Origin of the sequence: Pseudoclavibacter chungangensis, assembly GCF_013410545.1 — a bacterium.
Taxonomy (GTDB): domain Bacteria; phylum Actinomycetota; class Actinomycetes; order Actinomycetales; family Microbacteriaceae; genus Pseudoclavibacter; species Pseudoclavibacter chungangensis.
Genome location: NZ_JACCFV010000001.1, coordinates 2,759,757 through 2,782,111, shown reverse-complemented (window position 1 = coordinate 2,782,111; position 22,355 = coordinate 2,759,757). Strand labels below are relative to the sequence as shown.

The following is a 22,355-nucleotide window of genomic DNA, read 5'->3' as shown; positions in this document are numbered from 1 at the left end:
GCGTCGCCCGTCGTCGCGCCCGAATTCCGCCGTCCCGAACCGATCCCGACGCCGAGCGCGCCGGACCGACGCCCACCGGTCCGATCGACGCTCCGTCGACCTCGTATCCCGTCCTCAGCAAGGAGAGCTCATGCTCGTGCGACTCCTCGTCCGCTATCTGCGCCCGTACTGGCCGCAGCTCGTGGGCGTGCTCGTCTTCCAGTTCCTGCAGGCGCTCGCGGCGCTCACCCTGCCGCGCCTCAACGCCGACATCATCGACAAGGGCGTGCAGAACGCCGACATCCCCTATATCTGGACGCACGGCGGCATCATGCTGCTCGTCTCGTTCGGACAGATCGCGGGCTCCGTCATCGCGACGTACTTCGCGGGACGCGCGGCGATGCAGGCCGGACGCGACATCCGTGCGGGCGTGTTCGCGCGCGTCAGCGAGTTCTCGGAGCGCGAGGTCTCGCAGTTCGGCCCCGGCTCGCTCATCACCCGCAACACGAACGACGTGCAACAGGTGCAGATGCTCATCATGATGGGCTGCACGATGCTCGTCTCGGCGCCCATGCTCGCGATCGGCGGCATCATCATGGCGCTCCAGCAGGACGTCGGCCTGAGCTGGCTCATCCTCGTCTCGGCGCCGCTCATGCTCGTCGTCGTCGGCTTCATCGTGGCCCGCATGCTGCCGCTGTTCCGCAGCTACCAGCTCAAGCTCGACAACGTGAACCGCGTGCTGCGCGAGCAGCTGACGGGCATCCGCGTCGTGCGTGCATTCGTGCGGGAGGACATCGAGCGCGCGCGCTTCGAGACGGCGAACGCCGACCTTACGCTCGTGGGCCGCAAGGTCGGTGAGCTGTTCGTGCTCATGTTCCCGCTCGCGATGCTCATCCTCAACGTAACCGTCGTCGGGGTCGTCTGGTTCGGCGGCATCCAGGTGAGCGAGGGATCGGTGCAGATCGGCACGCTGTTCGCCTTCATGACCTACGTCATGCAGATCCTCATGGGCGTCGTCATGGCGAGCTTCATGACGATCATGATCCCGCGCGCCGCGGTCTGTGCCGAGCGCATCTCGGAGGTCCTCGCGACCGACACGTCGCTCACGCGCCCGGCGAAGCCCGTCACGGAATTCCCCGAGCGCGGCACCGTCGAGCTGCGCGAGGCCGGCTTCACGTACCCCGGCGCCGAGCACCCCGTGCTGCGCGACGTGAGCTTCCGCGCCGAGCGCGGCGAGACCGTCGCGATCGTCGGCTCGACCGGCGCGGGCAAGACGACGCTCGTCGGCCTCATCCCGCGCCTGTTCGACGCCACGACGGGCAGCGTGCTCGTCGACGGCGTCGAGGTCGACCAGGCCGACCCCGAGCTCCTCTGGCAGCGCATCGGGCTCGTGCCGCAGCGTCCCTTCCTCTTCTCGGGCACCGTCGAGTCGAACCTCCGATTCGGCAACGAGGACGCCACCGAGGACCAGATGTGGCGTGCGCTCGAGATCGCGCAGGCGAAGGACTTCGTCGAGGCACGCGAGGGCGGGCTCGGCTCGCGCATCGCCCAGGGCGGCACGAACGTCTCGGGCGGGCAGCGACAGCGCCTCGCGATCGCGCGAGCGATCATCCGCGAGCCCGAGATCCTCGTGTTCGACGACTCGTTCTCGGCGCTCGACCTCACGACCGACCAGGCGCTCCGCCACGCCCTGTGGGCGCAGCTGCCGGAGGTCACCAAGATCGTCGTCGCCCAGCGCATCTCGACGATCATCGACGCCGACCGCATCGTCGTCCTGGAGGACGGCATCGCGGTCGGCATCGGAACCCACGACGAACTGCTCGAGAGCTGCGAGACCTACCGCGAGATCGTGGAGTCCCAGCTCGGTGTGGAGGCGAACTGATGACCGAGTCGACGAGTGCCACCGCAGGCATGACGGCCGAGGAGGCCGAGGAGTACGAGCGGGCCGAACGCGCCCGCCTCGATGCGGGCATGATGGGCTCCGAACAGCAGGGCAAGCCCAAGCAGTTCTGGCCGAGCTTCAAGAAGCTCCTGCTCATCCTCGCGCCCTACAAGATCACGCTCATCATCGTGACGATCCTCGGCGCGATCGGCGTCGTGCTGCAGGTCGCGACCCCGAAGGTGCTCGGTGAGGGGACGAACGTCCTGTTCGAGGGCGTCGTGTCGAGCCAGCTCCCCGCGGGTGTCTCGAAGGAGCAGGTCGTCCAGGGCCTGCAACAGCAGGGCCAGACGGACTTCGCGAACATGGTCGAGGCGATGCAGATCACGCCCGGCCAGGGCGTCGACTTCGAGCGTCTCGGCGCGATCCTGCTCATCGTCCTCGGCCTCTACGTCGGTGCCGAGTTCCTCATGTGGCTCCAGGGCTACCTCATGAACGACATCATGGTGAAGGCGCTCTACACGCTCCGCAAGCGCGTCGAGGAGAAGATCCACCGGCTGCCGCTCAGCTACTTCGATCGCGTGCAGCGCGGCGAACTGCTCAGTCGCGTGACGAACGACATCGACAACATCAACCAGGCGCTGCAGCAATCGCTCTCGAGTGCCGTCACGAGCCTGCTCACGGTCATCGGCGTGCTCGTCATGATGTTCTCGATCTCGTGGCAGCTCGCGCTCGTCGCGCTCGTCTCGCTCCCGCTCATGGGTGTCATCTTCGGGGTCATCGGGCCTCGTTCGCAGCGCAGCTTCGCGAATCAGTGGAAGCAGACGGGCAAGCTCAACGCCCGCGTCGAGGAGTCGTTCTCCGGCCACGCGCTCGTTCGCGTGTTCGGCAAGGAGCAGGAGTCGCGCGAGAAGTTCGGCGAGGAGAACGAGGAGCTGTACCGGGCGAGCTTCAAGGCCCAGTTCCTGTCGGGCATCATGATGCCCGCGATGATGTTCATCGGGAACATCCAGTACGTCGGTGTCGCGGTCGTCGGTGGCCTCATGGTCGCGAGCGGCAATCTGCGACTCGGTGACGTGCAGGCGTTCATCCAGTACACGCAGCAGTTCACCCAGCCGCTCGCGCAGCTCGGTGGCATGGCGACGGTCGTGCAGTCCGCGACCGCGTCGGCGGAGCGCGTGTTCGAGTTGCTCGAGGCCGACGAGGAGGAGCCCGACTCGCCGGACGCTCCCGCACCGGTCGACGGTGACGGCACGATCGCGTTCCGAGACGTCACGTTCTCGTACGATCCGGAGACGCCGCTCATCTCGGGCCTGAACTTCGAGGTCGCGCCGGGGCAGACCGTCGCGATCGTCGGACCGACGGGCGCGGGGAAGACGACGCTCGTCAATCTCATCATGCGGTTCTACGAGCTGGACGGCGGTGCCATCCTGCTCGACGGGCAGCGCATCGCCGACCTGCGTCGGCGGGACGTGCGCGCTCGCACGGGCATGGTCCTGCAGGACCCGTGGCTGTTCCAGGGCACGATCCGCGACAACATCCGCTACGGGCGGGACGACGCGACGGAGGAGGAGATCCTCGAGGCGGCGCGCGCCACGTATGTGGATCGCTTCGTGCACTCGCTGCCCGACGGGTACGACACCGTGCTCGACGAGGACGCCTCGAACGTGTCGGCCGGCGAGAAGCAGCTCATCACGATCGCTCGCGCGTTCGTGTCCGACCCCGCCGTCCTCATCCTCGACGAGGCGACGAGCTCGGTGGACACGCGGACCGAGCTGCTCCTGCAGCAGGCGATGAACGCGCTGCGCGAGGGGCGGACGAGTTTCGTCATCGCGCACCGTCTGTCGACCATCCGGGATGCCGACCTGATCCTCGTGATGGAGGCCGGGTCGATCGTGGAGCAGGGGACGCACGACGAGCTGCTCGCTCGTGGCGGCGCGTACGCGCGCCTGTACAACTCGCAGTTCGAGGACGCGGCCGTCGAGATCTCGGACGAGCAGCCGCACGCGGCCGACACCGCCGCGGGCCAGGGGGCGCCTGCGGGCGGTATGGGAATGTGATCGCGCGCCGCGTCGCATCGGTGTCCTGGACGCGGCGCCGGCTCGCTCGACCGATCGGTCGAGCGAGCCGGCGCCGCGTCCGTCGTCGACACGCCCGGGACGGGATCGGGGTGACGTGTGACGGCCGGGACGTTCGTCGTGATCCGCGGAATGCCGGATGTGCGCGGAAGCGCGCCTCGATCAGCAGTTCCTGGTGAGCGTGGTCCGTGATTCAGGTCACGAAAACATCACAGAGTGGTCACGAAAGGGGTGCGTTGATGCCGAATCGTGACCTAGTGTGGACGGACCGATCACGCCCGGGCGACACGGGGGGTGGCGATCCGCAGGTGTGATCGGTGGGTGCGACGTCGCCGGCGGGGGCCGGGCGAGGGACCACGGAACCATCACCGACGCAGTGCCCCCGCAACACGCAGAGGAACCGTATGCCACTCGCATTCGCCACCGGAGCGCGTCCGTCGAACGGAAACCGCCCGATGCCGGCCAAGATCGTCTGGGGAGCGCTCGTCGCCCTCGTGCTGGGTGTGGTGGCCGTCGTGCTCGCGCCCGCCACGATCGCACACGCGGCGCCGACGGACGAGGCCCGCGAGATCATCGAACTCACGAACACCGAGCGTGCCGGTGCGGGAGCGGGCCCCGTGCAGCACAGCGACGCGTTGCAGGCCGTCGCGCAGGACTGGGCGGAGCACCTCGCCGCCGAGGGCGGCGGCATCTCCCACAACCCGAGCTACGCCGAGCAGGTTCCGGCGGGCTGGTCCGGCGTCGCCGAGAACGTCGCGTCCGGCGGTACTTCGCCGCAGGTCTTCCACGACATGTGGGTGCGGTCCGAGGGGCACTACCGGAACCTCATGAACCCGGACTTCAACGTCATGGGCGTGGGCTGGGCCACGTCGGCCGCCGGGACCGTCTACGCCGTCGAGGTCTTCGCGAAGTACGACGAGATCACCGATGCCCTCGGCGCGACACCGGTCGACGCCACGCCGACCGAGGACACGGCGTCCACGTCGGCCGAGTCGACGCCCGCCGAGACCGAGGCCACGACGCCGGACACCGCGACCACCGACGCGGAGACCGCCGAGACGACGGCCACGCCGAGCGCCGAGACGCCGACCGCCACGTCCGAGGCCGTCGCGGAGGCGGTCACGCCCACCGCGACGACGACCGAGGCCGCGACGCCCCCCGGTAGCTCGGGCGGGCTCGCCGACACGGGCACGAGCAACTTCACCCTCCTGGCCGTGGGCGCGTCGCTCGCGCTGCTCCTCGGAGCCGGTGCGCTGTTCGTCGTGCAACGCCGCCGCCGGAGCGCCTGAGCGCCTGAGCGACCGAGCGACCGAGCCGAACGGCGGTCGGCCGGACACCACGGTGTCCGGCCGACCGCCGTTCGCGTGCGGGCGCGAGCGACCGCGGGCTCAGGGCAGCGTCGCCGCCCCACGCCACAGGTGGAACCATTCACCGCCCGACTCGCGGACGAGTCGCCGGACGGTCGGGAGCGACAGACCGACGACGGTCGACGGGTCACCCTCGATGCGTTCGATGAACGGACCACCGAGCGAATCGATCGTGAACGCACCGGCGACCTCGAGTGGCTCGCGCGATGCGATGTACGCGTCGATCTCGGCATCGTCGAGATCCGCGACGAACGTCACGCGTGCGTGCGCCGGGCGTCCGATGCCGGGGCCGCCGGCACCCGCGCGGCGATCGACGAGCCAGTGGCCGGACCACAGCGTGCCCGTCCCGCCGCGCTGCTCGAGCCACCTCGCGCGCGCGACCGCCGGTTCGTGCGGCTTGCCCAGCACGCGACCCGCGAACTCGAACATCGAGTCGCCGCCGAGCACGAACCCGTCGAGCGGCCCGCCCGTATCGGGGTCGAGGGCATCGGGGTCGTCGGCGACCGCGATCGCCTTGGCGCGTGCGAGCAACTGCACGACCTCCTGCGGCTCGAGGGCATCGACGTCGACGCCGCGCGAGGCCGCCTCGCGCGCGAGCACGGCGTCCTCGTCCACGTGCGAGGGGAGGACGACCGGATCGACACCCGCCGCGCGCAGGAGCGCGAGCCGGGCGGGGGAGGTGGAGGCGAGGTAGAGACGCATGGCGGCAGCGTAGCGACGGCCCGCTCCGTCCGGGCCGGTAGCGTGGTGCCGACGCCGCGAGGCGGGATCGGAGTGAGGATGCCAGAGAGCAGCGGGGCGCGCCCCGAGGTCGGCGACGAACTCGAGCTGGAGGTCGGCGACGTCGCCCACGGTGGTGTCTTCGTCGCGCGCGCCGACGAGCGCGTCGTGTTCGTGTCCGATGCGGCACCGGGCGAGGTCGTCCGCGCGCGCATCACGCAGGTGAAGCGGTCGTTCGCGCGTGCTGTCGCGCTCGACGTCGTGGACCGCGCGCACGAGGCGCGCCGGGCGCACGTGTGGCCCGAGGCGGACATCACGCGGGACCCCGAGCTTCGACCCGGTGGGGCCGAGTTCGGGCACCTCCGTCCCGATGCGCAGCGTGAGCTGAAGCGCCGTGTCGTGACCGACGCGCTCGCACGGTTCGGCGGCGTGACGCGTGACGTCGAGGTGGCATCGACGGCCGGCGACGCGGACGGCGACGGCACCGGCTGGCGCACGCGCGTGACGCTCCACGTCGACGAGCACGGCACGGTCGGTCCGTACGCGGCCCGCTCGCACCGCGTGATCCCCGTCGAACGCCTCCCGCTCGCGGTGGACGCGATCGACGCACTCGCCGACCGGCACCGGACGGCCCGAGGGCCCGGACGGTTGGAGTTCACGGCCGCGAGCGAGGGCGAGGCGCTCGTGCGGCCCGTTCCGGACAGGGGACGCGCCACGCGCGCCGGTGTCGTCCGGGAACGCGTCGGTGCACGCGAATTCGACGTCGATCAGGACGGCTTCTGGCAGGTGCACCGCGACGCCGCCGCGACACTCGTCGGCGCGGTGGGGGCGGCGATCGACCCCGAACTGCTCGATCCGCGCGCACCCAACCTCGATCTCTACGGCGGCGTTGGGCTCCTCGCGACGTCGTTCGCGGACGTCGGCGGCGCCGACGTCCGCGTCGAGACCGTCGAATCGGCGCGTGCCGCGACCGAGCACGCGCGCCGCAACCTCGCCGGACTGCCGGGTGCGAGCGCGGTCACGGCGCGCGTCGACCGGTATCTCGAGCACCTCGGACGAGACTCCGGTGCCGCGGCGCGCGACGCGTTCGGGCGCGCGACGATCGTGCTCGACCCGCCACGTTCCGGTGCGGGCGGCGCGGTCGTGCGCTCACTCGTGGAACTCGGCCCGGCCCAGATCGTCTACGTCGCGTGCGACCCCGTCGCGTTCGCGCGCGACGTCGGCACGTTCCGCGAACTCGGCTACGAGCCGGGCGGGATCCTGGCATTCGATCTGTTCCCGTCGACGCACCACGTCGAGTGCGTCGCGACACTCCGGCCCGTGCGCTGAGACGACGCGCTGCGGCGCCCCGCGGCCGTGCCGACGCTCAGTGGCCGAAGCGACCGCCGAACGGGTCGGAGGCACTGCCGCCGCCCTGCAGGAAGCGCTGCGAGCGCGTCCACGCGGACGCGGGGCGCGGGACGTCCCGCGGCCGGTCCGCCGTGAGACCGGCCTCGACGAGCGCCGCGAGCACGGCCGAGACGGCCGCGATCTCCTCCGCGGTCGGATTTCCCCGCAGGATGCGCGGTGCGCCGTGGTCGATCTCGTCCGTGTCGCTCACAGCGGGATGTTCCCGTGCTTCTTCGGCGGCATCGACGCCCGCTTCGTCCGGAGCGTCCGCAGCGCCTTCGTGATCATGACACGCGTCGCCGCGGGCTCGATGACCGAGTCGAGCTCGCCGCGCTCGGCCGCGAGGAACGGCGAGGCGACGTTGTACGTGTACTCGTTCGCGAGGCGCGTGCGGACCTCGGCGACGTCCTCACCGTCCTCCTCGGCCTTCTTGATCTCGCCGCGGAAGAGGATGTTGACGGCACCCTGCCCGCCCATGACGGCGATCTCGGCCGTCGGCCAGGCGAAGTTCAGATCGGCGCCGAGCTGCTTCGAGCCCATGACGATGTAGGCACCGCCGTAGGCCTTGCGCAGGATCACGGTGACGAGCGGCACGGTCGCCTCGGCGTACGCGTACAGGAGCTTCGCGCCGCGGCGGATGACACCCGACCACTCCTGGTCGGTGCCGGGCAGATAACCCGGCACGTCGACGAGCGTGAGGATCGGGATCGAGAACGAGTCGCAGAACCGCACGAACCGGGCGGCCTTCTCGCCCGCCTCGATGTTGAGCGTGCCGGCCATCGCGTTCGGCTGGTTCGCGATGATGCCGACGGGGTTGCCCTCGACGCGGGCGAAGCCGATGACGATGTTCGGCGCGAACAGCGGTTGCACCTCGAGGAACTCGCCGTCGTCGACGATGTGCTCGATGACGGTCGTCACGTCGTACGGCTGGTTCGGGGAGTCGGGCACGAGGCGGTTCAGCACGCGGTCCGAGTCGGTGACCTCGAGTTGCGGCTCCGCGTCGTAGCGGGGCAGTTCGGCGAGGTTGTTGTCGGGCAGGTAGCTGAGGAGCGCCCGCGCGTAGTCGAGCGCGTCGTCCTCGTCGGAGGCGAGGTAGTGCGAGACGCCCGAGGTGCGGTTGTGCGCGAGCGCACCGCCGAGCTCCTCGAAGCCGACCTCCTCGCCCGTCACGGTCTTGATGACGTCGGGGCCGGTGACGAACATGTGGCTCGTCTTGTCGACCATGATGACGAAGTCGGTGAGCGCGGGGGAGTAGACGGCGCCGCCCGCTGCGGGGCCCATGATGATCGAGATCTGCGGGATGACGCCGGATGCGGCGGTGTTGCGCTTGAAGATCTCGCCGTACTTGCCGAGCGCGACCACGCCCTCCTGGATCCGCGCGCCGCCCGAATCGAGGATGCCGATGCAGGGCACCCCGGTCTTGATCGCGAGGTCCATGATCTTGATGATCTTCTCGCCCGCGACCTCGCCGAGCGAGCCGCCGAACACCGTGAAGTTCTGCGAGTAGACCGCGACGTTCCGGCCGTGGATCGTGCCCGTGCCGATGATGACGGCATCGCCGTAGGGCCGCTTCGCGTCCATGCCGAACGCCGTCGTGCGGTGGCGCACGAACTCGTCGATCTCGACGAAGCTGCCAGGGTCGAGCAGCCCCTCGATGCGCTCGCGCGCCGTCTTCTTGCCCTTCGCGTGCTGCTTCGCGGCGGAAGCGGCCTCGGCATCGGTCACGGCCTCCGCGTACCGCGAACGGAGGTCGGCGAGCCGTCCCTGCGTCGTGAGGGCCTCGGCCCGGGCCCGCGCCACGGCGTCTGCGTCGTCTGCTGCACCAATCACATCTGCACCCTACCTTTTCGGGGCCCTCCGGCGTCGGCGGGCCGGAGCCGGGGCACCACGACGGGCTCCGGCCCGCCGACGGGGTGCGAGCCCGCCGACCGCGCGGTACCGTGTGAGCGGACGACGGTCCATCGGCTCGCCGGGGGGTGAGCGACGTCGAATCCGACGGGAGTACCGTGTGAGTCGAGCGGACGTTCAGGAGACGGTGACGACAAGGGGGGCGCGGGACGTGACGAGCCAGGACGACGCCCCCATGCGCCGGATCGGACCGGACGACGACCTGAGCGGTGTCTTCGGATCGCACAGTGCTCGCGACGACGCGAGCGGGACGAACGGGGAGGCGGCACAGGAGGACGCGGAGGCGAGCGTCCCGGCGTCACCCGACGGCGACGCGGCGCACGCCGCGGTCAACCCGGTGGGACGCTGGTCGTTCATCGTCTCGATCCTCGCGGCGGTCATCGCGCTCATCCCGATGCCGAACTTCAGCATCCTGCTCTCGTTCACGCCCGCCCTCGTCGCCGTCGTGCTCGGCATCATCGCGCTGTGCCTCCGTGGCCGCCCGTGGGGATTCGCGGTGCTCGGGATCGGTATCGCCGTGCTGTCGGTCGTCGTCGCGATCTTCCTCACTTTCGTGTACCTCGGCGGGTTCGACGCGGCGCTCGTCGCCGCACCCGTCGGCGGGGCCCACCCGTGACGGCGAAGGGGCGTGCGAGGGGCGAGGACGGTGGTCGCGTGCTGATCCGACTCGACTCGTCACCGTCCACGCTCGACGCGGCCCGGGAACGCTGGCGGGCCGACGTCACGGGCCGGGTGCTGCCGCACCTGTCAAGCGTCGTCACGAGCGATCAGACGGGCGGCCGGGGCCGGCTCGGGCGGGTGTGGTCGAGCCCGCCGGACACGGGGCTCGCGATCGCCACCGTGCTGCGGTTCCGCGACGCGCCGACCGTGCGTGAATCCCTCGGACTCCTCCCGCTCCTCGCCGCGCTCGCGCTGCGCGAGGCGGCGGTCGCGGAGCTCGACGACGACGCGGCGCGCGTGCTCGTCAAGTGGCCGAACGACGTGCTCGTCGACGGACGCAAGGTCGCGGGCATCCTGGGTGAGGTGCTCGGCGCGCGTGACGGCGAACTTGCGTGCGCGATCGGGACCGGCGTGAACGTGTCGCTCACCGAGGCGGAGCTGCCCGTCCCCACCGCGACGTCGCTCGGGATCGCCGCCGGGCGGCCCGTCGATGCGAACCGCGTGCTCGATCGCTACCTCGCCGAACTCACCCGCCGGGTCGACGGGCTCGTCGCCGCGAACTGGAACGCCGTCGACGCGGGCGTCGTGAGCGAGCTCCAGCGCACGAGCGCGACGCTCGGCACGCGCGTGCGCGTGACGCTGCCCGACCACGGCGCCCTCGTCGGCGACGCCGTCGAGATCACGCCCGCCGGCCACCTCGTCGTGCGCACCGACGACGGCGCGCGCCGGACGGTCGTCGCGGGCGACGTCCAGCGCGTCCGTCCCGACGGGCAGGCGTGAACGAGGCCCGCGTCGTCCGGCTCCGACCCCACGGACGCCGGCTCGTGATCCCGTGCCTCGCGCTCGTCGTGGGCGCGGGCGGCCTCGGTGTCGCGACGGCCGGGTTCGGCTCCCCGCTCGCGACGGGACTCGGCATCACCGGCCTCGTCCTCCTCGTCGCCGTCGTCGGGCTCCTGCCGATCGTCGTGTGGCTCCGCACCCACTACATCATCACCACGCACCGGGTCATCGCGGTCGACGGGCTCGTCGGCCGCAGGGAGCGGGAGATCGATCTCGGCGACGTGATCGACGTGACGACGCGGCGCGGCCCGCTGCAGTCAGCCTTCGGGTCGGCGACGATCGAACTGACGGCGGTGACGGGGCGCCGCGTGCGGTTGAACGACGTGCCCGACGCGCGTGTCGTTGGCGAGTCGCTGCGGGAACTCAGCACGATGCGGCACCGCGAACGCGCCGGGTGACGGTTCGTCCTCAGCGCGCGGGGAGCGGCCCGCTGCGCGCGTCGCGCGTCGCGCGGGCGGGCGAGAAGACCCACCAGCGGTAGAGCACGAAGCGGAACACCGAGCCGATCGCGAGTCCGATGAGGTTCGACACGTTGTCGGCGGCGAGCGAGTCGAACCCGAAGCCGTAGTGGATGATCCAGAGCGGCAGGAGTCCGACGACGAGGCCCGCGAGACTCACGGCGAAGAACTCCACGGCCTCGCGCGTCGAGTTCTCGCGGCGGTGCCGACGGAACGTCCAGTAGCGGTTGCCGACCCAGTTCCACGCGATCGCGACGAGCGTCGACAGGGTCTTCGCGACGAGCGTGGCGCCGACGAAGCGATCGTCGGTGAAGAACGTGATGCTGAGCAGATTGAACACGCCGATGTCGATGAAGAACCCGACGCCGCCCACGAGCCCGAAGCGGAGCAATTGCGTCGCGAGCTGACGCAGCCGCAGGAACAGGCCGAGGCGCTCGGGGAGGGGCGTGTCCGTCGTGACGGGGTCGCTCGCGCGCTCGGCGGCGACGAACTCGACGAGGTCCGCGGGAACGGGCCGCCGCGGCTCGGGGTCTTCGGTCACGCGCGCTCGGTCCTCTCCCGATGGTCTGCCGGCATCCACGTTGCGGTCACCCGGCCCCGTCGGCCGGTTCAGTGTAGCCCCGGGCGTCTGGAATGATCGAGTGCGACCCCGCGGGACGTTGACGGAGAGGCGATCGAATGGTGCAGCGAGTCGGAGTGATCGGCGGCGGACAGCTTGCCCGGATGATGATCCCGCCCGCGGTGGAGCTCGGCGTGGAACTGCGCGTGCTCGCCGAACAGCCCGGCTCGAGTGCCGCGCTCGCCGCGACGGCGATCGGCGCCGCGGACGACGTCGACGCGGTGCTCGCGTTCGCGCGCGACGTCGACGTCGTCACCTTCGACCACGAACACGTTCCGCAGGACGTCCTGCGTGTGCTCGTCGACGCGGGCGTCTCGGTGCAACCGGGCCCCGACGCCCTGCGCTTCGCGCAGGACAAGCTGGAGATGCGACGACGGCTCTCGGAGCTCGGCGTGCCCGTACCCGAGTGGGCCGCCGTCGAGGACGAGGCGGCACTCCAGGCGTTCGTCGACGCGCACGGCGGCCGCGCCGTGCTCAAGACCCCGCGCGGCGGGTACGACGGCAAGGGCGTGCGCATCGTGTCCGCCGGCGTCGAGGGCGCCGACTGGTTCGCCGACTTCGACGCGCTGCTCGTCGAGGAGCTCGTCGACTTCCGGCGCGAGCTCGCGCAGCAGATCGCCCGGCGCCCGTCCGGCCAGGTCGCGCTCTGGCCCGTCGTCGAGACCGTTCAGCGCGACGGCGTGTGCGCCGAGGTGCTCGCTCCGGCCCCCGGGACGGCGCCCGACGACCGCGTGCGGGCCGTGTGCGCTGAGATCGCCGTCGGGATCGCCGAGGGCCTCGGCGTGACGGGCGCGCTCGCCGTGGAGCTCTTCGAGACGACCGACGAGCGGGTGCTCGTCAACGAGCTCGCGATGCGGCCCCACAACTCGGGCCACTGGACGATCGACGGCGCCGTCACGAGCCAGTTCGAACAGCACCTGCGCGCCGTCCTCGACCTGCCGCTCGGCGACCCGACGCCGAGCGCGCCGTGGAGCGTCATGGTCAACATCCTCGGCGGGCCGCAGGACGAGCCGATCGACGCGCGATTCGAGCGCGCCTGGGCGTCGCACCCGGCCGCGAAACTGCACACCTACGGCAAGTCGGCGCGCCCCGGCCGCAAGGTCGGGCACGTGACGGTTTCGGGGGAGGACCTCGACGACGTCGTCTACCAGGCGCGGGCGGCCGCGCAGGCGTTCGACGACTGACGGGCGACGGGGACCCGCGGCGGCGAGCGCGCCGTCGCGGGCGCTCGGCGTTCACCGCCGAGTCGTGCACGTCGCCGGGACCTGCGCCGGATATGCTCTGCCGAATGAGCACGAACACGGCACCGCTCGTCGGCATCATCATGGGCTCCGACAGTGATTGGCCCGTCATGCAGGGCGCCCGCGACGCCCTCGCCGGCTTCGACGTTCCCGTCGAGGTCGAGGTCGTCTCGGCGCACCGGACGCCCGACAAGCTCGTCGACTACGCGCGCGGTGCGGCCGGGCGCGGACTCCGCGTCATCATCGCGGGTGCCGGCGGCGCGGCGCACCTGCCGGGCATGGTCGCCTCGATGACGACGCTCCCCGTCGTCGGCGTGCCCGTCCCGCTCAAGTACCTCGACGGCATGGACTCGCTCCTGTCGATCGTCCAGATGCCCGCGGGTATCCCCGTCGCGACCGTGTCCATCGGGGGCGCGACGAACGCCGGCCTGCTCGCGGCCCGCATCCTCGGCGCGAGCGATCCGCGCATCGCCGAAGCGCTCGCCGAGCATGCCGAGTCCCTGCGGCTGCTCGTCGACGAGAAGAACGACGCGCTGCAGCGCACGCTCTGAGGTGGACCGCCGCCGGCCCCGAACGCCCCCAGCACCGACCGGACGAGATGCTCGCGACATGATGACAGCCACCCCCTCCCTCCGCACGCCGGACACCGGCGACGCGCGGCTCATGACGCGTCGTGCGTGGTGGCTCGTGCTCGGCAACTTCGTGCTGCCCGGGACCGCGCAGGTCGTGGCGGGCAACCGGCGCTTCGGGCGGTTCATGCTCGGGCTGTGGCTCACCGGGATCGTGCTGCTCGTCGTCGTCGGCGTCTGCGCGCTCGTGTTCCGCGCACCGATCCTCGTGACCGCGACGAGCGAGCTCGGCATCCGCGCCGTCGTGCTCGTCATGTGGATCTTCATCGCCTGTTGGTTCCTGTCGCAGATCGACGCCCTGCGCCTCACGCGACTCATCAAGCTCGATGCGCTCGCGCGGCCCCTCATTGCGATCATCGCGGTCGTGCTCGCGATCGTCCCCTCGATCGTCGGACTCACGGCGGGCAACGTCGCGAACCAGGTGGCCTCGACCGTGCACACGCTGTTCGGTGGCGATTCGGCCGGTATCAAGTGGCCGACCGACGGCCGGATCAACATCCTGCTCCTCGGAGGCGACCGCGGCGCCGATCGCGAGGGCCTGCGCCCTGACTCGATCAGCGTCATGAGTTTCGACGTGCTGACCGGACGATCGACGACGATCGGCATCCCGCGGAACACCGAGTCGTTCCCGTTCGCGGACGGTCCCATGAAGGAGCGCTACCCGGACGGCTACAACGACTGCGACGTCGACGTGTGCTACATCAACTCCGTCTACACGGAGGTGCAGCTCTACCACACGGACCTCTACCCGGATGCCGCCGCGAAGGGCAGCGAGCCCGGTATCGAGGCGACGAAGGAGGCCGTCGAAGGCATCACGGGGCTGCAGATCCACTACTTCGCGCTCATCGACATGGCCGGGTTCGCCGAACTCATCGACGCGCTCGGCGGTGTCACGATCGACGTCACGGAGAAGGTCTGGCTCGGCATCAACGACGACGGTTCCGAGGGATGGACGGAGCCGACGGAGTACATCGACGTCGGCGTGCAGAAGATGGACGGCGCGACGGCGCTCTGGTACGCGCGGTCGCGCTACAACACGACCGACTACGCCCGCATGGAGCGGCAGCGCGAGCTGCAGGCCGCGATCATCGCGGAGATGACGCCCGCGAACCTCGCGTCGCGGATCGGGCCCGTCACGGACGCGGTCGAGAAGCTCGTCGAGACGGACATGCCCGAGGGCGAGGCCGGCATGGTGGCCGACCTCCTGCTTCGATCACGCAGCCAGCCGCAGACGACGCTCGAGCTCGTTCCACCGCTCGTCGACCCCGCGAACCCGGACATCGACGTCGTCCAGCAGGCGATCCAGGACTCGTTCACGGCGGACCCCGAGCCGACCGCGACGACCGACGACGGGTCGAGCGACTCGGGCGGGTGACGCGCGTGCCCGGCCCGGCGTGCGCGTCGGGCGCACGCGGCCCGGTGCGCGCCGGCCGACGCCGACGCCTGCGCCGCGCGCCGCGCCGAGCCGTCGTCCCGGATCCGCACGTGACGCCGAGGACGGGCGTGTAACGTCCGGGGCATGGCAGACGAGCGACCGATCGGATTCTGGCTGAAGCTCGTGGACGGCCTCATCGAGGACCGCTTCGCGGAGGTCATCGAGGAGCACGGCGTCACGAGACGTCAGTGGCAGCTCATGAGTGTGCTCGTACACGGGCCCGCGACGGTCGAGGTGCTCGACGAGCGCATCGCACCGTTCCTGCGCGATGCGGGGGCCGAGGTACGCGAGGACGGCCTCGTCGGCTCCGCCGCGCACCTCGCCGAGCTCGTGGAGAGCGGGTGGGTCGTCGGCGGCGCGGGCGAGCCGTACGCGTTGACGGAGCGCGGCGTGGGGGCCGCGGAGAACCTCGCGAAGCGCGTGACCGAGCTGCAGAACGGGCTCGCGGACGGGGTGGCGCAGGCGGAGTACGACGCGACGATCGCGACGCTCGCACACTTCGCCCGGAACCTCGGCTGGGACGGCTGAGCACCCCGCCCCCCCACGCGCGCACCCGTGTGCCCACCCCCGTGCCCACCCCCGTGCCCACCCCCGTGCCCGCGTGCCCACGCGCGGAAAAAGCCGGGTTGTTGCTACCGGGCCGCAGGCCCGGTAGCAACAACCCGGCTTTTTCGGCCGGCGGCGGGTGGCGCGATCAGAGGTCCGCGTGCAGCGTCCAGACCTGGTCGGCCGAGAACTCCCAGTGGTACACGCCCGAACGATCGCGGCCCGCGATCCGCAGCGCGCGCTCCACGCCCGTGTCCGTCACGACGCTCGTGACGGCGTGCGCGATCCGTTCCGGGTAGCCCGCGAGGTCGCCGCGCTCGACGACGATCGTCGCGTCCATGCCGACCTCCATGAGGGCCGGCACATCGGAGTGGATGACGGGGGTCCCGAAGCGGAACGCCTCCACGATCGGCAGCCCGAAGCCCGCCTCGAGCGACGGGACGACGAGCGCCGAGGCGCGCTGCAGGGCGACGGCGAGCTGCTGGTCGGAGATCTGCCCGACCGCGACGACCCGGTCGGGCCCGAGCCCGGCGTGCACGAGCAGTTGCTCGAGCGTGACGTCGCCGCGTTCGCTCCGACCCACGACCACGAGCCGGAGGTCCCGCATCTCCGGCAGGGTCATCGCCCGCAGGAGGTGTTCGAGGCCCTTGCGCGGATCGACCGAGGCCGACGTGATGACGTACTCGTCGGGGAGGCCCATCGCCCTGGCCAGGCGGTCGCCCTCGGCCTCGTCGTCCGGCAGCCGGATCGCCGGGTCCGCCGCCCCGCCGATGACGCGCAGTCGGTCACCGAAGTCGTACACGTCCATGAGTTCGTCGGCGACCGCGTTCGTCGGCGCCACGACGGCGCTCGCGTACTTGTGGACACGACGCAGCATGGCCGTCTGGAACTTGACCTCGGCGGGCGGCAGGAGCTCGGGGCGCCGGAACGCGGTCGTGTGGCCGACCGTGACGACCGTCTGGTCGATGCCGTACGAGAGCGAGATGTCGCGGACGGGCGCGAACAGGCCCATCGCGTGGATGAAGCCGCCACCGACGGAGCCCGTCAGGAGCCCCCGCCGCCACGACGTCGCGAGCGTCTCGTGCTTGAGCGGCCCCTGCGTGACCCCCGTGAGACCCGGGACCTCCGTCTCGAAGCGCTCGAGCTCCTCGGCCGGGACCTTCGGGAGGATCGCCTGGACGTCGCAGCCCGCCGGGGCGCGCGCGATGATCTCCCGCGCCAGGTTCGAGGCATAGCGGCGCGAGCCGCCGGGCCTCGGATCGAGGAGGCGGTCGAGGACGAGACGGAGCGTGACCATCAGTCCCGCAGCACCCCCTGGGCCGCGGCGTCCTCGAGCGCCTCGAGCCACGGTCGCATGGGTGCGAGCCCCGCGCGCTCCCACGCGTCGTGGCCGAGCACCGAGTAGGCGGGACGCGGTGCGGGGCGCACGAAGGCGGTCGAGTCGGTCTTCTTCACGTTCTCGGGGTCGAAGCCCGCGAGGCGGAAGATCTCGCGCGCGAAGTCGTACCAGCTCGCGACGCCCGAGTTCGTGCCGTGATAGATCCCGGCGGGGGCGTCGGCGTCGACGAGCGCGACGATCTGCGCCGCGAGGTCCGCGGTCGAGGTCGGCTGACCGACCTGGTCGCTCACGACCGACACCTCGGGCTTCGTCGCGGCGAGCTTCGCCATCGTCTTCGCGAAGTTCGGGCCGTCCGCGCCGTACAGCCACGCCGTGCGGACGACGTAGGTGCCGTCCGGGTGCGCGGCGAGTGCCTGCTCCTCGCCCGCCGCCTTCGTCCGGCCGTAGGCGTTGAGCGGGTCGCGCGGCGCGTCCTCCGCGTACGGCTCGGTCGCGTCGCCGTGGAACACGTAGTCGGTCGACACCGTCACGAGCTTCGCGCCGTGCCGCGCGGCCGCGCGCGCAAGGTTCGCGGTGCCCGTCGCGTTGACCGCGTACGCGAGGTCCTCGTTCGTCTCGGCGTCGTCGACCTTCGTGTAGGCGGACGCGTTGAGCACGACGTCCGCGTTCGCGACGGCCGCGTCGACCGCGTCGGCATCGGTCACGTCGAGCTCCGCGCGCCCGAGGGCGGTGACGTCGCGTCCGGCGAGGGCGCGCTGCAGGTCGTGCCCGAGCATGCCGCCCGCGCCGACGACGAGGTACCGCGTGGCGGCGCTCACAGTGCCGCCCGCTCCTTCAGGGGCTCCCACCAGGCGCGGTTGTCGCGGTACCACTGCACGACGTCGGCGAGGCCCTGCTCGAACGGCACCTGGGGTGCGTAGCCGAGTTCGTTCTGGATCTTGGAGATGTCGACGCAGTAGCGCAGGTCGTGGCCGAGGCGGTCCTCGACGTGGTCGACCTTCGACCAGTCCTCGCCCATGAGCTCGAGGATCTTCTTCGTGATCTCGACGTTCGTGAGCTGCGTGCCGCCGCCGATGTTGTAGACCTCGCCCGCGCGGCCGCGCGTGAGGACCATCGCGATGCCGCGGCAGTGGTCGTCGACGTGCAGCCAGTCGCGCACGTTCTCGCCCGTGCCGTAGAGCGGCACGTGCTTGCCGTCCATGAGGTTCGTCACGAACAGGGGGATGAGCTTCTCGGGGAAGTGGTACGGCCCGTAGTTGTTCGAGCAGCGCGTGATCGAGAGGTTGAGGCCGTGCGTCTTGACGTAGGAGCGTGCGATGAGGTCGCTCGACGCCTTCGACGCGGCGTACGGGGAGTTCGGTTCGAGCGGGAACTCCTCCGTCCACTCGCCCTCGTCGATCGAGCCGTAGACCTCGTCGGTCGAGACGTGCACGAAGCGCTCGAGGTCGTGGCGGAGGGCCGCGTCGAGCAGCCGCTGCGTGCCGACGACGTTCGTCTCGACGAAGATCGAGGAGTCGCGCACGGAGCGGTCGACGTGCGACTCGGCCGCGAAGTGCACGACCGCGTCGACCTTCGGGAACCACTCGTCGAGCAGCGCGTTGTCGCGGATGTCGCCCTCGACGAACGTCAGGCGCGGCGAGTCGGCGACGGGCTCGAGGTTCGCCCGGTTCCCGGCGTACGTGAGCGCGTCGAGGACGACGACCTCGGCCTCCTCGAGACCGGGGAAGGCGTCCTGCAGCGTGCGTCGGACGAAGTTGGAGCCGATGAAGCCGGCACCGCCGGTCACGAGAAGTTTCATTCACAGTCCTTGAGGCGTGGTCGAGTGGCGGAGCGCAGCCCGCGGTTCGGGCCATGCTATCGCGCTGCGCGGGGCGACTCGATCCGGTGGGCCGTGCACGGCGCTCGCTCGAGCCGCGAAACCGGGCCCGCGACGGGACGGCTCGCGAGCCCCGCGGGGGTGTCCCCGGTGGGGACGCGCTCGGTGTGTGTCGGAATCTGCCGGGTCACCAGAGGCCGAGAAGCATGAACGCGCCGATCACGGCCCGGTCACGCGGCCGTCGGCGGTACTGGCCCGCCCGCCGGGCCAGCCGCACCGAACTCAGCGGCGTGCGGGGCTCGAGCATCTCGTGCAGCCACTGGAGCCGGGGGAGTTCCTCGGGTGAGGCCACGCGGATGCAGGCGTCGACCGTGAGGAGCACCTGCCCCCGGTGCCACCCCCGAGCCATGAGTCGCACGCGCTTGAGCGCCTGCGAGACGCCCGTGTTCGCGCCGACCGCGTTCGCGTCGTGCTGGCGGTACTCCACGGTCGATTCCGGGTCGATGACCCACGTCAGGCCGGCCGCGCGCGCGAGCGCGTAGACGAGCCAGTCATGGGCCTCGGCGCGGTCGGCCGGCGAGTTCGGATCGGTGAGTTGACGCTTCGTCATCTCGGCGAGTCGCCGCGTCACGAGATACGTCGAACCGGGGCCGGGGGTCTCGAACGCGTAGTCGGCGAGGCGCTGCGGATAGTCCTTGCGGACGAGGACACGCGTGCCGTCGGCGTGGAACGCGGTGACGTTGGACGAGACACCGTCCGCCCGGTGTTCGCGCAGCAGCTCGATGTGGCGGCTGAGCTTCGTCGGCGCCCACAGGTCGTCCTGATCGGCGAAGCCGACGTAGTCGAAGGGCGTGAGGTCGACGTCACGAAGCAGCCGATAGAAGTTCGGTGCCGCCGCGCCGAACGTCCCGGGCGGAAGGATCCGAACCCGCGGGTCGTCCGCGGCGAAGCGTTCCAGGATCGCGAGGGTCCCGTCCCGGGACGCGTCGTCGGACACGAACACCGTCAGCTCGGCACCGCGCTGGTCGAGGATCGATGCGAGCTGCTCGGCCAGGAACCGCTCACCGTCGTGGGTCGCGAGGAGAACCGCGATTCGGGGTGACGGTGTCCGTCCCTGTGGCATGGTTTCCTTCCGCCGCGATCGTCGTTGCGCGCTCATGGTAGCGAGCGCCCGGTGGGCGTCACTCGAAGGTGTGCAGCGGCCACCAGTCGATGGCCGTGGTCACCTCGGAGGTGAACACGCCCGCCATGCTCCGCGCGAACGGCTCGCTCAGGTGGTTGTCGTCGATGTAGGTGACGACCCCGCCCATCGACGGCGGGCAACTGCCGTCGGGGCAGATCGTCGGTGTGAGGTCGACCCAGATGCCGCCCGCCGCGCGGATCCGGTCTGCGTGGTCGTCGAGGGCGGGGTCCGGCGGCGGGGGCGAACCCGCGCACTCGGGCGCCCCGAATCCGTTCGCCATGGCGCAGTCGTAGGGCTGCATCGGGAATCGCGGGTTGTCCCGGACGGCGACGACGTCGGTGCCCTCGTTGCCCGCGATGTGGTCGATCCACTCGGGCAGCCCCTCGGGGATGTTGTCGACGTCCTCGGTCGCGGAGTTGCTCCCGAGCACGACGACGAGGTCGGGCGACTGTTCGAACACGTAGCGCGTCGCCTGTTCCCACACGCGCTCGCAGTCGCTCTCTCCCAGGAAGGTGTCGAGGAGGGAGCCGTCGTCGTCGAAGACGGACGGCGGGGTGAAGTAGCAGCCCGGTGAGACCTGGGTACGGAGCGCCCAGTCCGGATGACGCTGCACCGTCTCGAGCAGCATGCCGTTGTACTGCATGGAGTGCGAGTTGCCGAGCACGAGGATCGTCCGGCTCGCGTTCTCCACGTCGCCGTACTCGTAGCACATCTCGGTGCGGTACGGATCGTCGTCGTGGCAGTCCTCGCCCGACTCGGTCCAGATCGTGCGCACGATGAGGTCGTCCGGCAGGAGCGGCGGGTCGATGCGTCCGCCCGGGTCCTGCGCCCCGAGCGTCGCGTAGTCGGCGGTGTGGATCGCCTCCTCGGCGGCCTGGCGGCTCTGCTCGGTCACGCCGAGGGCCGTGGAGGAGGCGAGCACGGCGGGCAGGATCGAGGCCGCGATCATCGCGATCGACCGCGGCCAGAAGCCCCAGCGGGGACGACGGTCGTCCGCCGGGTCGGGGTGCGGTGCCGACACGCGCGGCACCGCGACGAGACGGGCGCAGGGACGCTCCACGAAGCGCGTGAGCGCGATGCTCGCGAGGACGCTCGCGATGAGGATGACCGAGCCGGAGAGCCAGTCGACGGTCGAGCGATGGTTCGCCTGGAGGGAGATGACGAGGATCGGCCAGTGGACGAGGTAGAGGGCGTACGAGTAGCCGCCCATGACGGCGAGCGGCCGACTCGACAGGAACCGCGCGGCGAGCCCGGGGGTCGTCGCGCCGGCGCCGACGATGATGCACGCGGCCGAGAGGACGGGCCACAGGGCCCACGTGCCGGGGAACATCGCGTCGTCGGGGATGACGAAACCGCACGAGACGACCCCGGCGAGGCCGAGCCACGTGAGTGCGTCGCGCGCGCGGTCGGTGACGCGCAACCAGGGCTGGACGAGTGCGAGCAGGGAGCCCGCGGCGAACTCCCACAGTCGCCCGAGCGTGTCGAAGTAGGCGGAGGCGAAATCGAGCGCGATGAGTTCGCGCGCGTGGACGAAGGACGCGATCCCGATGAGGCCGAACAGGACGGTCAGGGCGGGACGCAGCGGCAGCCGCAGCGTGCGCGAGACGAACTCCGTGAGGAGGTGGAGGAGTGGCCAGAGGATGAAGACCTGCCCCTGGATCGCGAGCGACCAGAACTGCTGGAACGGCGAGGTCCAGAGGCGGTTCATGTCGTAGTAGTCGGCGGAGACGCTCTGCAGATGGAAGTTCATCGTGTACGTCGCCGCGGCGATGGCGTCGGTGTTGAAGCCCTCCCAGTTGCGCTGCGGCACGACGAGCCAGACGGCGACGAGTGTCAGGAGGATGGTCGCGCCCGCGGCGGGGACGATCCGGGCGAACTTGCGGACGGTCACCCGGAGCGCCCGCGTGGTCCGCCCCTGCTCGGCGGCGTTCGTCAGCGAACGCGTCATGAGATAGGCGGAGACGAGGAGGAAGATGTCGACGCCACCCGAGATGCCGCCCGACCAGATGTGGAACGTCGCGACGAGGAGCAGTGCGACCGTCCGCAGCCCCTGGATCTCGGCGACGTAGCCGGAGACGGGACGCTGTTCGGGCGCGCGAACGGGCCGGTTTGTGGCGTGGAGAAACATGACCTCGATGGAGACGGCGGCTGTGGGCGTCCCGAAAGCCTAGTCTGGTAGTTGGCTGAGGACGAACCGTCGGGCGTTCGAGCGGCGGGGTGGGGCCTCGCCGTGGGACCGGTCGGCGCGCCGTTCCCCGTGCGTAGACTC

The 22,355-nt window shown here is 70.9% G+C and carries 20 protein-coding genes; 11 read left to right on the top strand and 9 right to left on the bottom strand.

The window, feature by feature from the left end; all coding sequences use genetic code 11:
• Positions 1-130: 130 nt before the first annotated feature.
• The 3 genes from HNR16_RS12290 (at position 131) to HNR16_RS12280 (ending at position 5,225) form a co-directional block, all read left to right on the top strand.
• Positions 131-1,861 (top strand): ABC transporter ATP-binding protein, encoded by a 1,731-nt coding sequence (locus tag HNR16_RS12290; protein ID WP_158039955.1) that lies wholly within the window; start codon positions 131-133, stop codon positions 1,859-1,861.
• A complete protein-coding gene (locus HNR16_RS12285) occupies positions 1,861-3,918 on the top strand; it encodes an ABC transporter ATP-binding protein (protein ID WP_158039956.1) in 2,058 nt (685 codons plus the stop codon). Before HNR16_RS12290 ends, HNR16_RS12285 begins: the two co-directional genes overlap by 1 nt.
• Positions 3,919-4,391: 473 nt before the next feature.
• Positions 4,392-5,225, top strand: coding sequence for a CAP domain-containing protein (locus tag HNR16_RS12280; RefSeq protein WP_179558238.1), 834 nt, complete (start codon positions 4,392-4,394; stop codon positions 5,223-5,225).
• Between the two features lie 99 nt (positions 5,226-5,324).
• On the opposite strand, the gene HNR16_RS12275 is transcribed toward HNR16_RS12280, so the two are convergent.
• A complete protein-coding gene (locus HNR16_RS12275) occupies positions 5,325-6,005 on the bottom strand; it encodes a Maf family protein (RefSeq protein ID WP_158039958.1) in 681 nt (226 codons plus the stop codon).
• Positions 6,006-6,083: 78 nt separating this feature from the next.
• Here HNR16_RS12275 and HNR16_RS12270 point away from each other — a divergent pair, with 78 nt between their 5' ends.
• Positions 6,084-7,352: a class I SAM-dependent RNA methyltransferase gene (locus HNR16_RS12270; RefSeq protein WP_158039959.1), complete on the top strand. Its 1,269-nt coding sequence runs from the start codon at positions 6,084-6,086 to the stop codon at positions 7,350-7,352.
• Between the two features lie 37 nt (positions 7,353-7,389).
• On the opposite strand, the gene HNR16_RS12265 is transcribed toward HNR16_RS12270, so the two are convergent.
• Together HNR16_RS12265 and HNR16_RS12260 are read right to left on the bottom strand one after the other, a co-directional pair.
• Positions 7,390-7,623 carry an acyl-CoA carboxylase epsilon subunit gene (locus tag HNR16_RS12265; protein WP_218868442.1) on the bottom strand — a complete coding sequence of 78 codons (234 nt, stop codon included), beginning with the start codon at positions 7,621-7,623 and terminating at the stop codon, positions 7,390-7,392.
• A complete protein-coding gene (locus tag HNR16_RS12260) occupies positions 7,620-9,242 on the bottom strand; it encodes an acyl-CoA carboxylase subunit beta (RefSeq protein WP_225737804.1) in 1,623 nt (540 codons plus the stop codon). Before HNR16_RS12260 ends, HNR16_RS12265 begins: the two co-directional genes overlap by 4 nt.
• A 229-nt stretch (positions 9,243-9,471) precedes the next feature.
• Here HNR16_RS12260 and HNR16_RS12255 point away from each other — a divergent pair, with 229 nt between their 5' ends.
• The 3 genes from HNR16_RS12255 to HNR16_RS18870 are packed head-to-tail and all read left to right on the top strand — an operon-like array spanning position 9,472 to position 11,218.
• Positions 9,472-9,936: a hypothetical protein gene (locus tag HNR16_RS12255; protein WP_179558237.1), complete on the top strand. Its 465-nt coding sequence runs from the start codon at positions 9,472-9,474 to the stop codon at positions 9,934-9,936.
• Between the two features lie 38 nt (positions 9,937-9,974).
• On the top strand, positions 9,975-10,760 hold the full coding sequence (locus tag HNR16_RS12250) for a biotin--[acetyl-CoA-carboxylase] ligase (RefSeq protein ID WP_179558236.1): 786 nt from the start codon (positions 9,975-9,977) through the stop codon (positions 10,758-10,760).
• Positions 10,757-11,218, top strand: a complete 462-nt coding sequence (locus tag HNR16_RS18870; RefSeq protein WP_158039961.1) for a PH domain-containing protein — start codon at positions 10,757-10,759, stop codon at positions 11,216-11,218. The genes HNR16_RS12250 and HNR16_RS18870 overlap by 4 nt, the downstream gene beginning before the upstream one ends.
• A gap of 10 nt (positions 11,219-11,228) precedes the next feature.
• On the opposite strand, the gene HNR16_RS12240 is transcribed toward HNR16_RS18870, so the two are convergent.
• Positions 11,229-11,819, bottom strand: a complete 591-nt coding sequence (locus HNR16_RS12240) for a GtrA family protein (RefSeq protein WP_179558235.1) — start codon at positions 11,817-11,819, stop codon at positions 11,229-11,231.
• A gap of 137 nt (positions 11,820-11,956) precedes the next feature.
• Between HNR16_RS12240 and HNR16_RS12235 the strand changes: the two genes are divergently transcribed.
• From HNR16_RS12235 to HNR16_RS12220, 4 genes are all read left to right on the top strand, one after another.
• Complete coding sequence (locus tag HNR16_RS12235) at positions 11,957-13,081, top strand: 5-(carboxyamino)imidazole ribonucleotide synthase (RefSeq protein WP_158039963.1); 1,125 nt, start codon at positions 11,957-11,959, stop codon at positions 13,079-13,081.
• A gap of 104 nt (positions 13,082-13,185) precedes the next feature.
• Entirely contained in the window at positions 13,186-13,689 is a 504-nt protein-coding gene (gene purE / locus HNR16_RS12230; RefSeq protein WP_158039964.1) for a 5-(carboxyamino)imidazole ribonucleotide mutase, read from the top strand.
• A gap of 58 nt (positions 13,690-13,747) precedes the next feature.
• Entirely contained in the window at positions 13,748-15,142 is a 1,395-nt protein-coding gene (locus HNR16_RS12225; protein WP_179558234.1) for an LCP family protein, read from the top strand.
• Positions 15,143-15,286: 144 nt separating this feature from the next.
• Positions 15,287-15,730 carry a MarR family transcriptional regulator gene (locus HNR16_RS12220; protein ID WP_158039966.1) on the top strand — a complete coding sequence of 148 codons (444 nt, stop codon included), beginning with the start codon at positions 15,287-15,289 and terminating at the stop codon, positions 15,728-15,730.
• Between the two features lie 166 nt (positions 15,731-15,896).
• Here the strand turns inward: HNR16_RS12220 and HNR16_RS12215 are convergent, their stop codons facing one another.
• From HNR16_RS12215 to HNR16_RS12195, 5 genes are all read right to left on the bottom strand, one after another.
• Positions 15,897-17,045, bottom strand: a complete 1,149-nt coding sequence (locus HNR16_RS12215; protein ID WP_158039967.1) for a glycosyltransferase family 4 protein — start codon at positions 17,043-17,045, stop codon at positions 15,897-15,899.
• Positions 17,045-17,905 (bottom strand): dTDP-4-dehydrorhamnose reductase, encoded by an 861-nt coding sequence (gene rfbD / locus HNR16_RS12210; protein WP_225737805.1) that lies wholly within the window; start codon positions 17,903-17,905, stop codon positions 17,045-17,047. The genes HNR16_RS12215 and rfbD overlap by 1 nt, the downstream gene beginning before the upstream one ends.
• A complete protein-coding gene (gene rfbB / locus HNR16_RS12205) occupies positions 17,902-18,885 on the bottom strand; it encodes a dTDP-glucose 4,6-dehydratase (protein ID WP_158039968.1) in 984 nt (327 codons plus the stop codon). Before rfbB ends, rfbD begins: the two co-directional genes overlap by 4 nt.
• A 205-nt stretch (positions 18,886-19,090) precedes the next feature.
• On the bottom strand, positions 19,091-20,026 hold the full coding sequence (locus tag HNR16_RS12200) for a glycosyltransferase (RefSeq protein ID WP_158039969.1): 936 nt from the start codon (positions 20,024-20,026) through the stop codon (positions 19,091-19,093).
• Positions 20,027-20,084: 58 nt separating this feature from the next.
• Complete coding sequence (locus tag HNR16_RS12195) at positions 20,085-22,214, bottom strand: acyltransferase family protein (RefSeq protein WP_158039970.1); 2,130 nt, start codon at positions 22,212-22,214, stop codon at positions 20,085-20,087.
• Positions 22,215-22,355 lie beyond the last annotated feature (141 nt).

Coding starts and splice junctions, on each gene's coding strand:
- purE (WP_158039964.1), top strand. CDS start 13,186: ATGAGCACGAACACGGCACCGCTCGTCGGCATCATCATGGGCTCCGAC.
- HNR16_RS12285 (WP_158039956.1), top strand. CDS start 1,861: ATGACCGAGTCGACGAGTGCCACCGCAGGCATGACGGCCGAGGAGGCC.
- HNR16_RS12215 (WP_158039967.1), bottom strand. CDS start 17,045: ATGGTCACGCTCCGTCTCGTCCTCGACCGCCTCCTCGATCCGAGGCCC.
- HNR16_RS12275 (WP_158039958.1), bottom strand. CDS start 6,005: ATGCGTCTCTACCTCGCCTCCACCTCCCCCGCCCGGCTCGCGCTCCTG.
- HNR16_RS12220 (WP_158039966.1), top strand. CDS start 15,287: ATGGCAGACGAGCGACCGATCGGATTCTGGCTGAAGCTCGTGGACGGC.
- HNR16_RS12270 (WP_158039959.1), top strand. CDS start 6,084: ATGCCAGAGAGCAGCGGGGCGCGCCCCGAGGTCGGCGACGAACTCGAG.
- HNR16_RS12225 (WP_179558234.1), top strand. CDS start 13,748: ATGATGACAGCCACCCCCTCCCTCCGCACGCCGGACACCGGCGACGCG.
- HNR16_RS12200 (WP_158039969.1), bottom strand. CDS start 20,026: ATGCCACAGGGACGGACACCGTCACCCCGAATCGCGGTTCTCCTCGCG.
- HNR16_RS12280 (WP_179558238.1), top strand. CDS start 4,392: ATGCCGGCCAAGATCGTCTGGGGAGCGCTCGTCGCCCTCGTGCTGGGT.
- HNR16_RS12235 (WP_158039963.1), top strand. CDS start 11,957: ATGGTGCAGCGAGTCGGAGTGATCGGCGGCGGACAGCTTGCCCGGATG.
- HNR16_RS12195 (WP_158039970.1), bottom strand. CDS start 22,214: ATGTTTCTCCACGCCACAAACCGGCCCGTTCGCGCGCCCGAACAGCGT.
- HNR16_RS12290 (WP_158039955.1), top strand. CDS start 131: ATGCTCGTGCGACTCCTCGTCCGCTATCTGCGCCCGTACTGGCCGCAG.
- rfbB (WP_158039968.1), bottom strand. CDS start 18,885: ATGAAACTTCTCGTGACCGGCGGTGCCGGCTTCATCGGCTCCAACTTC.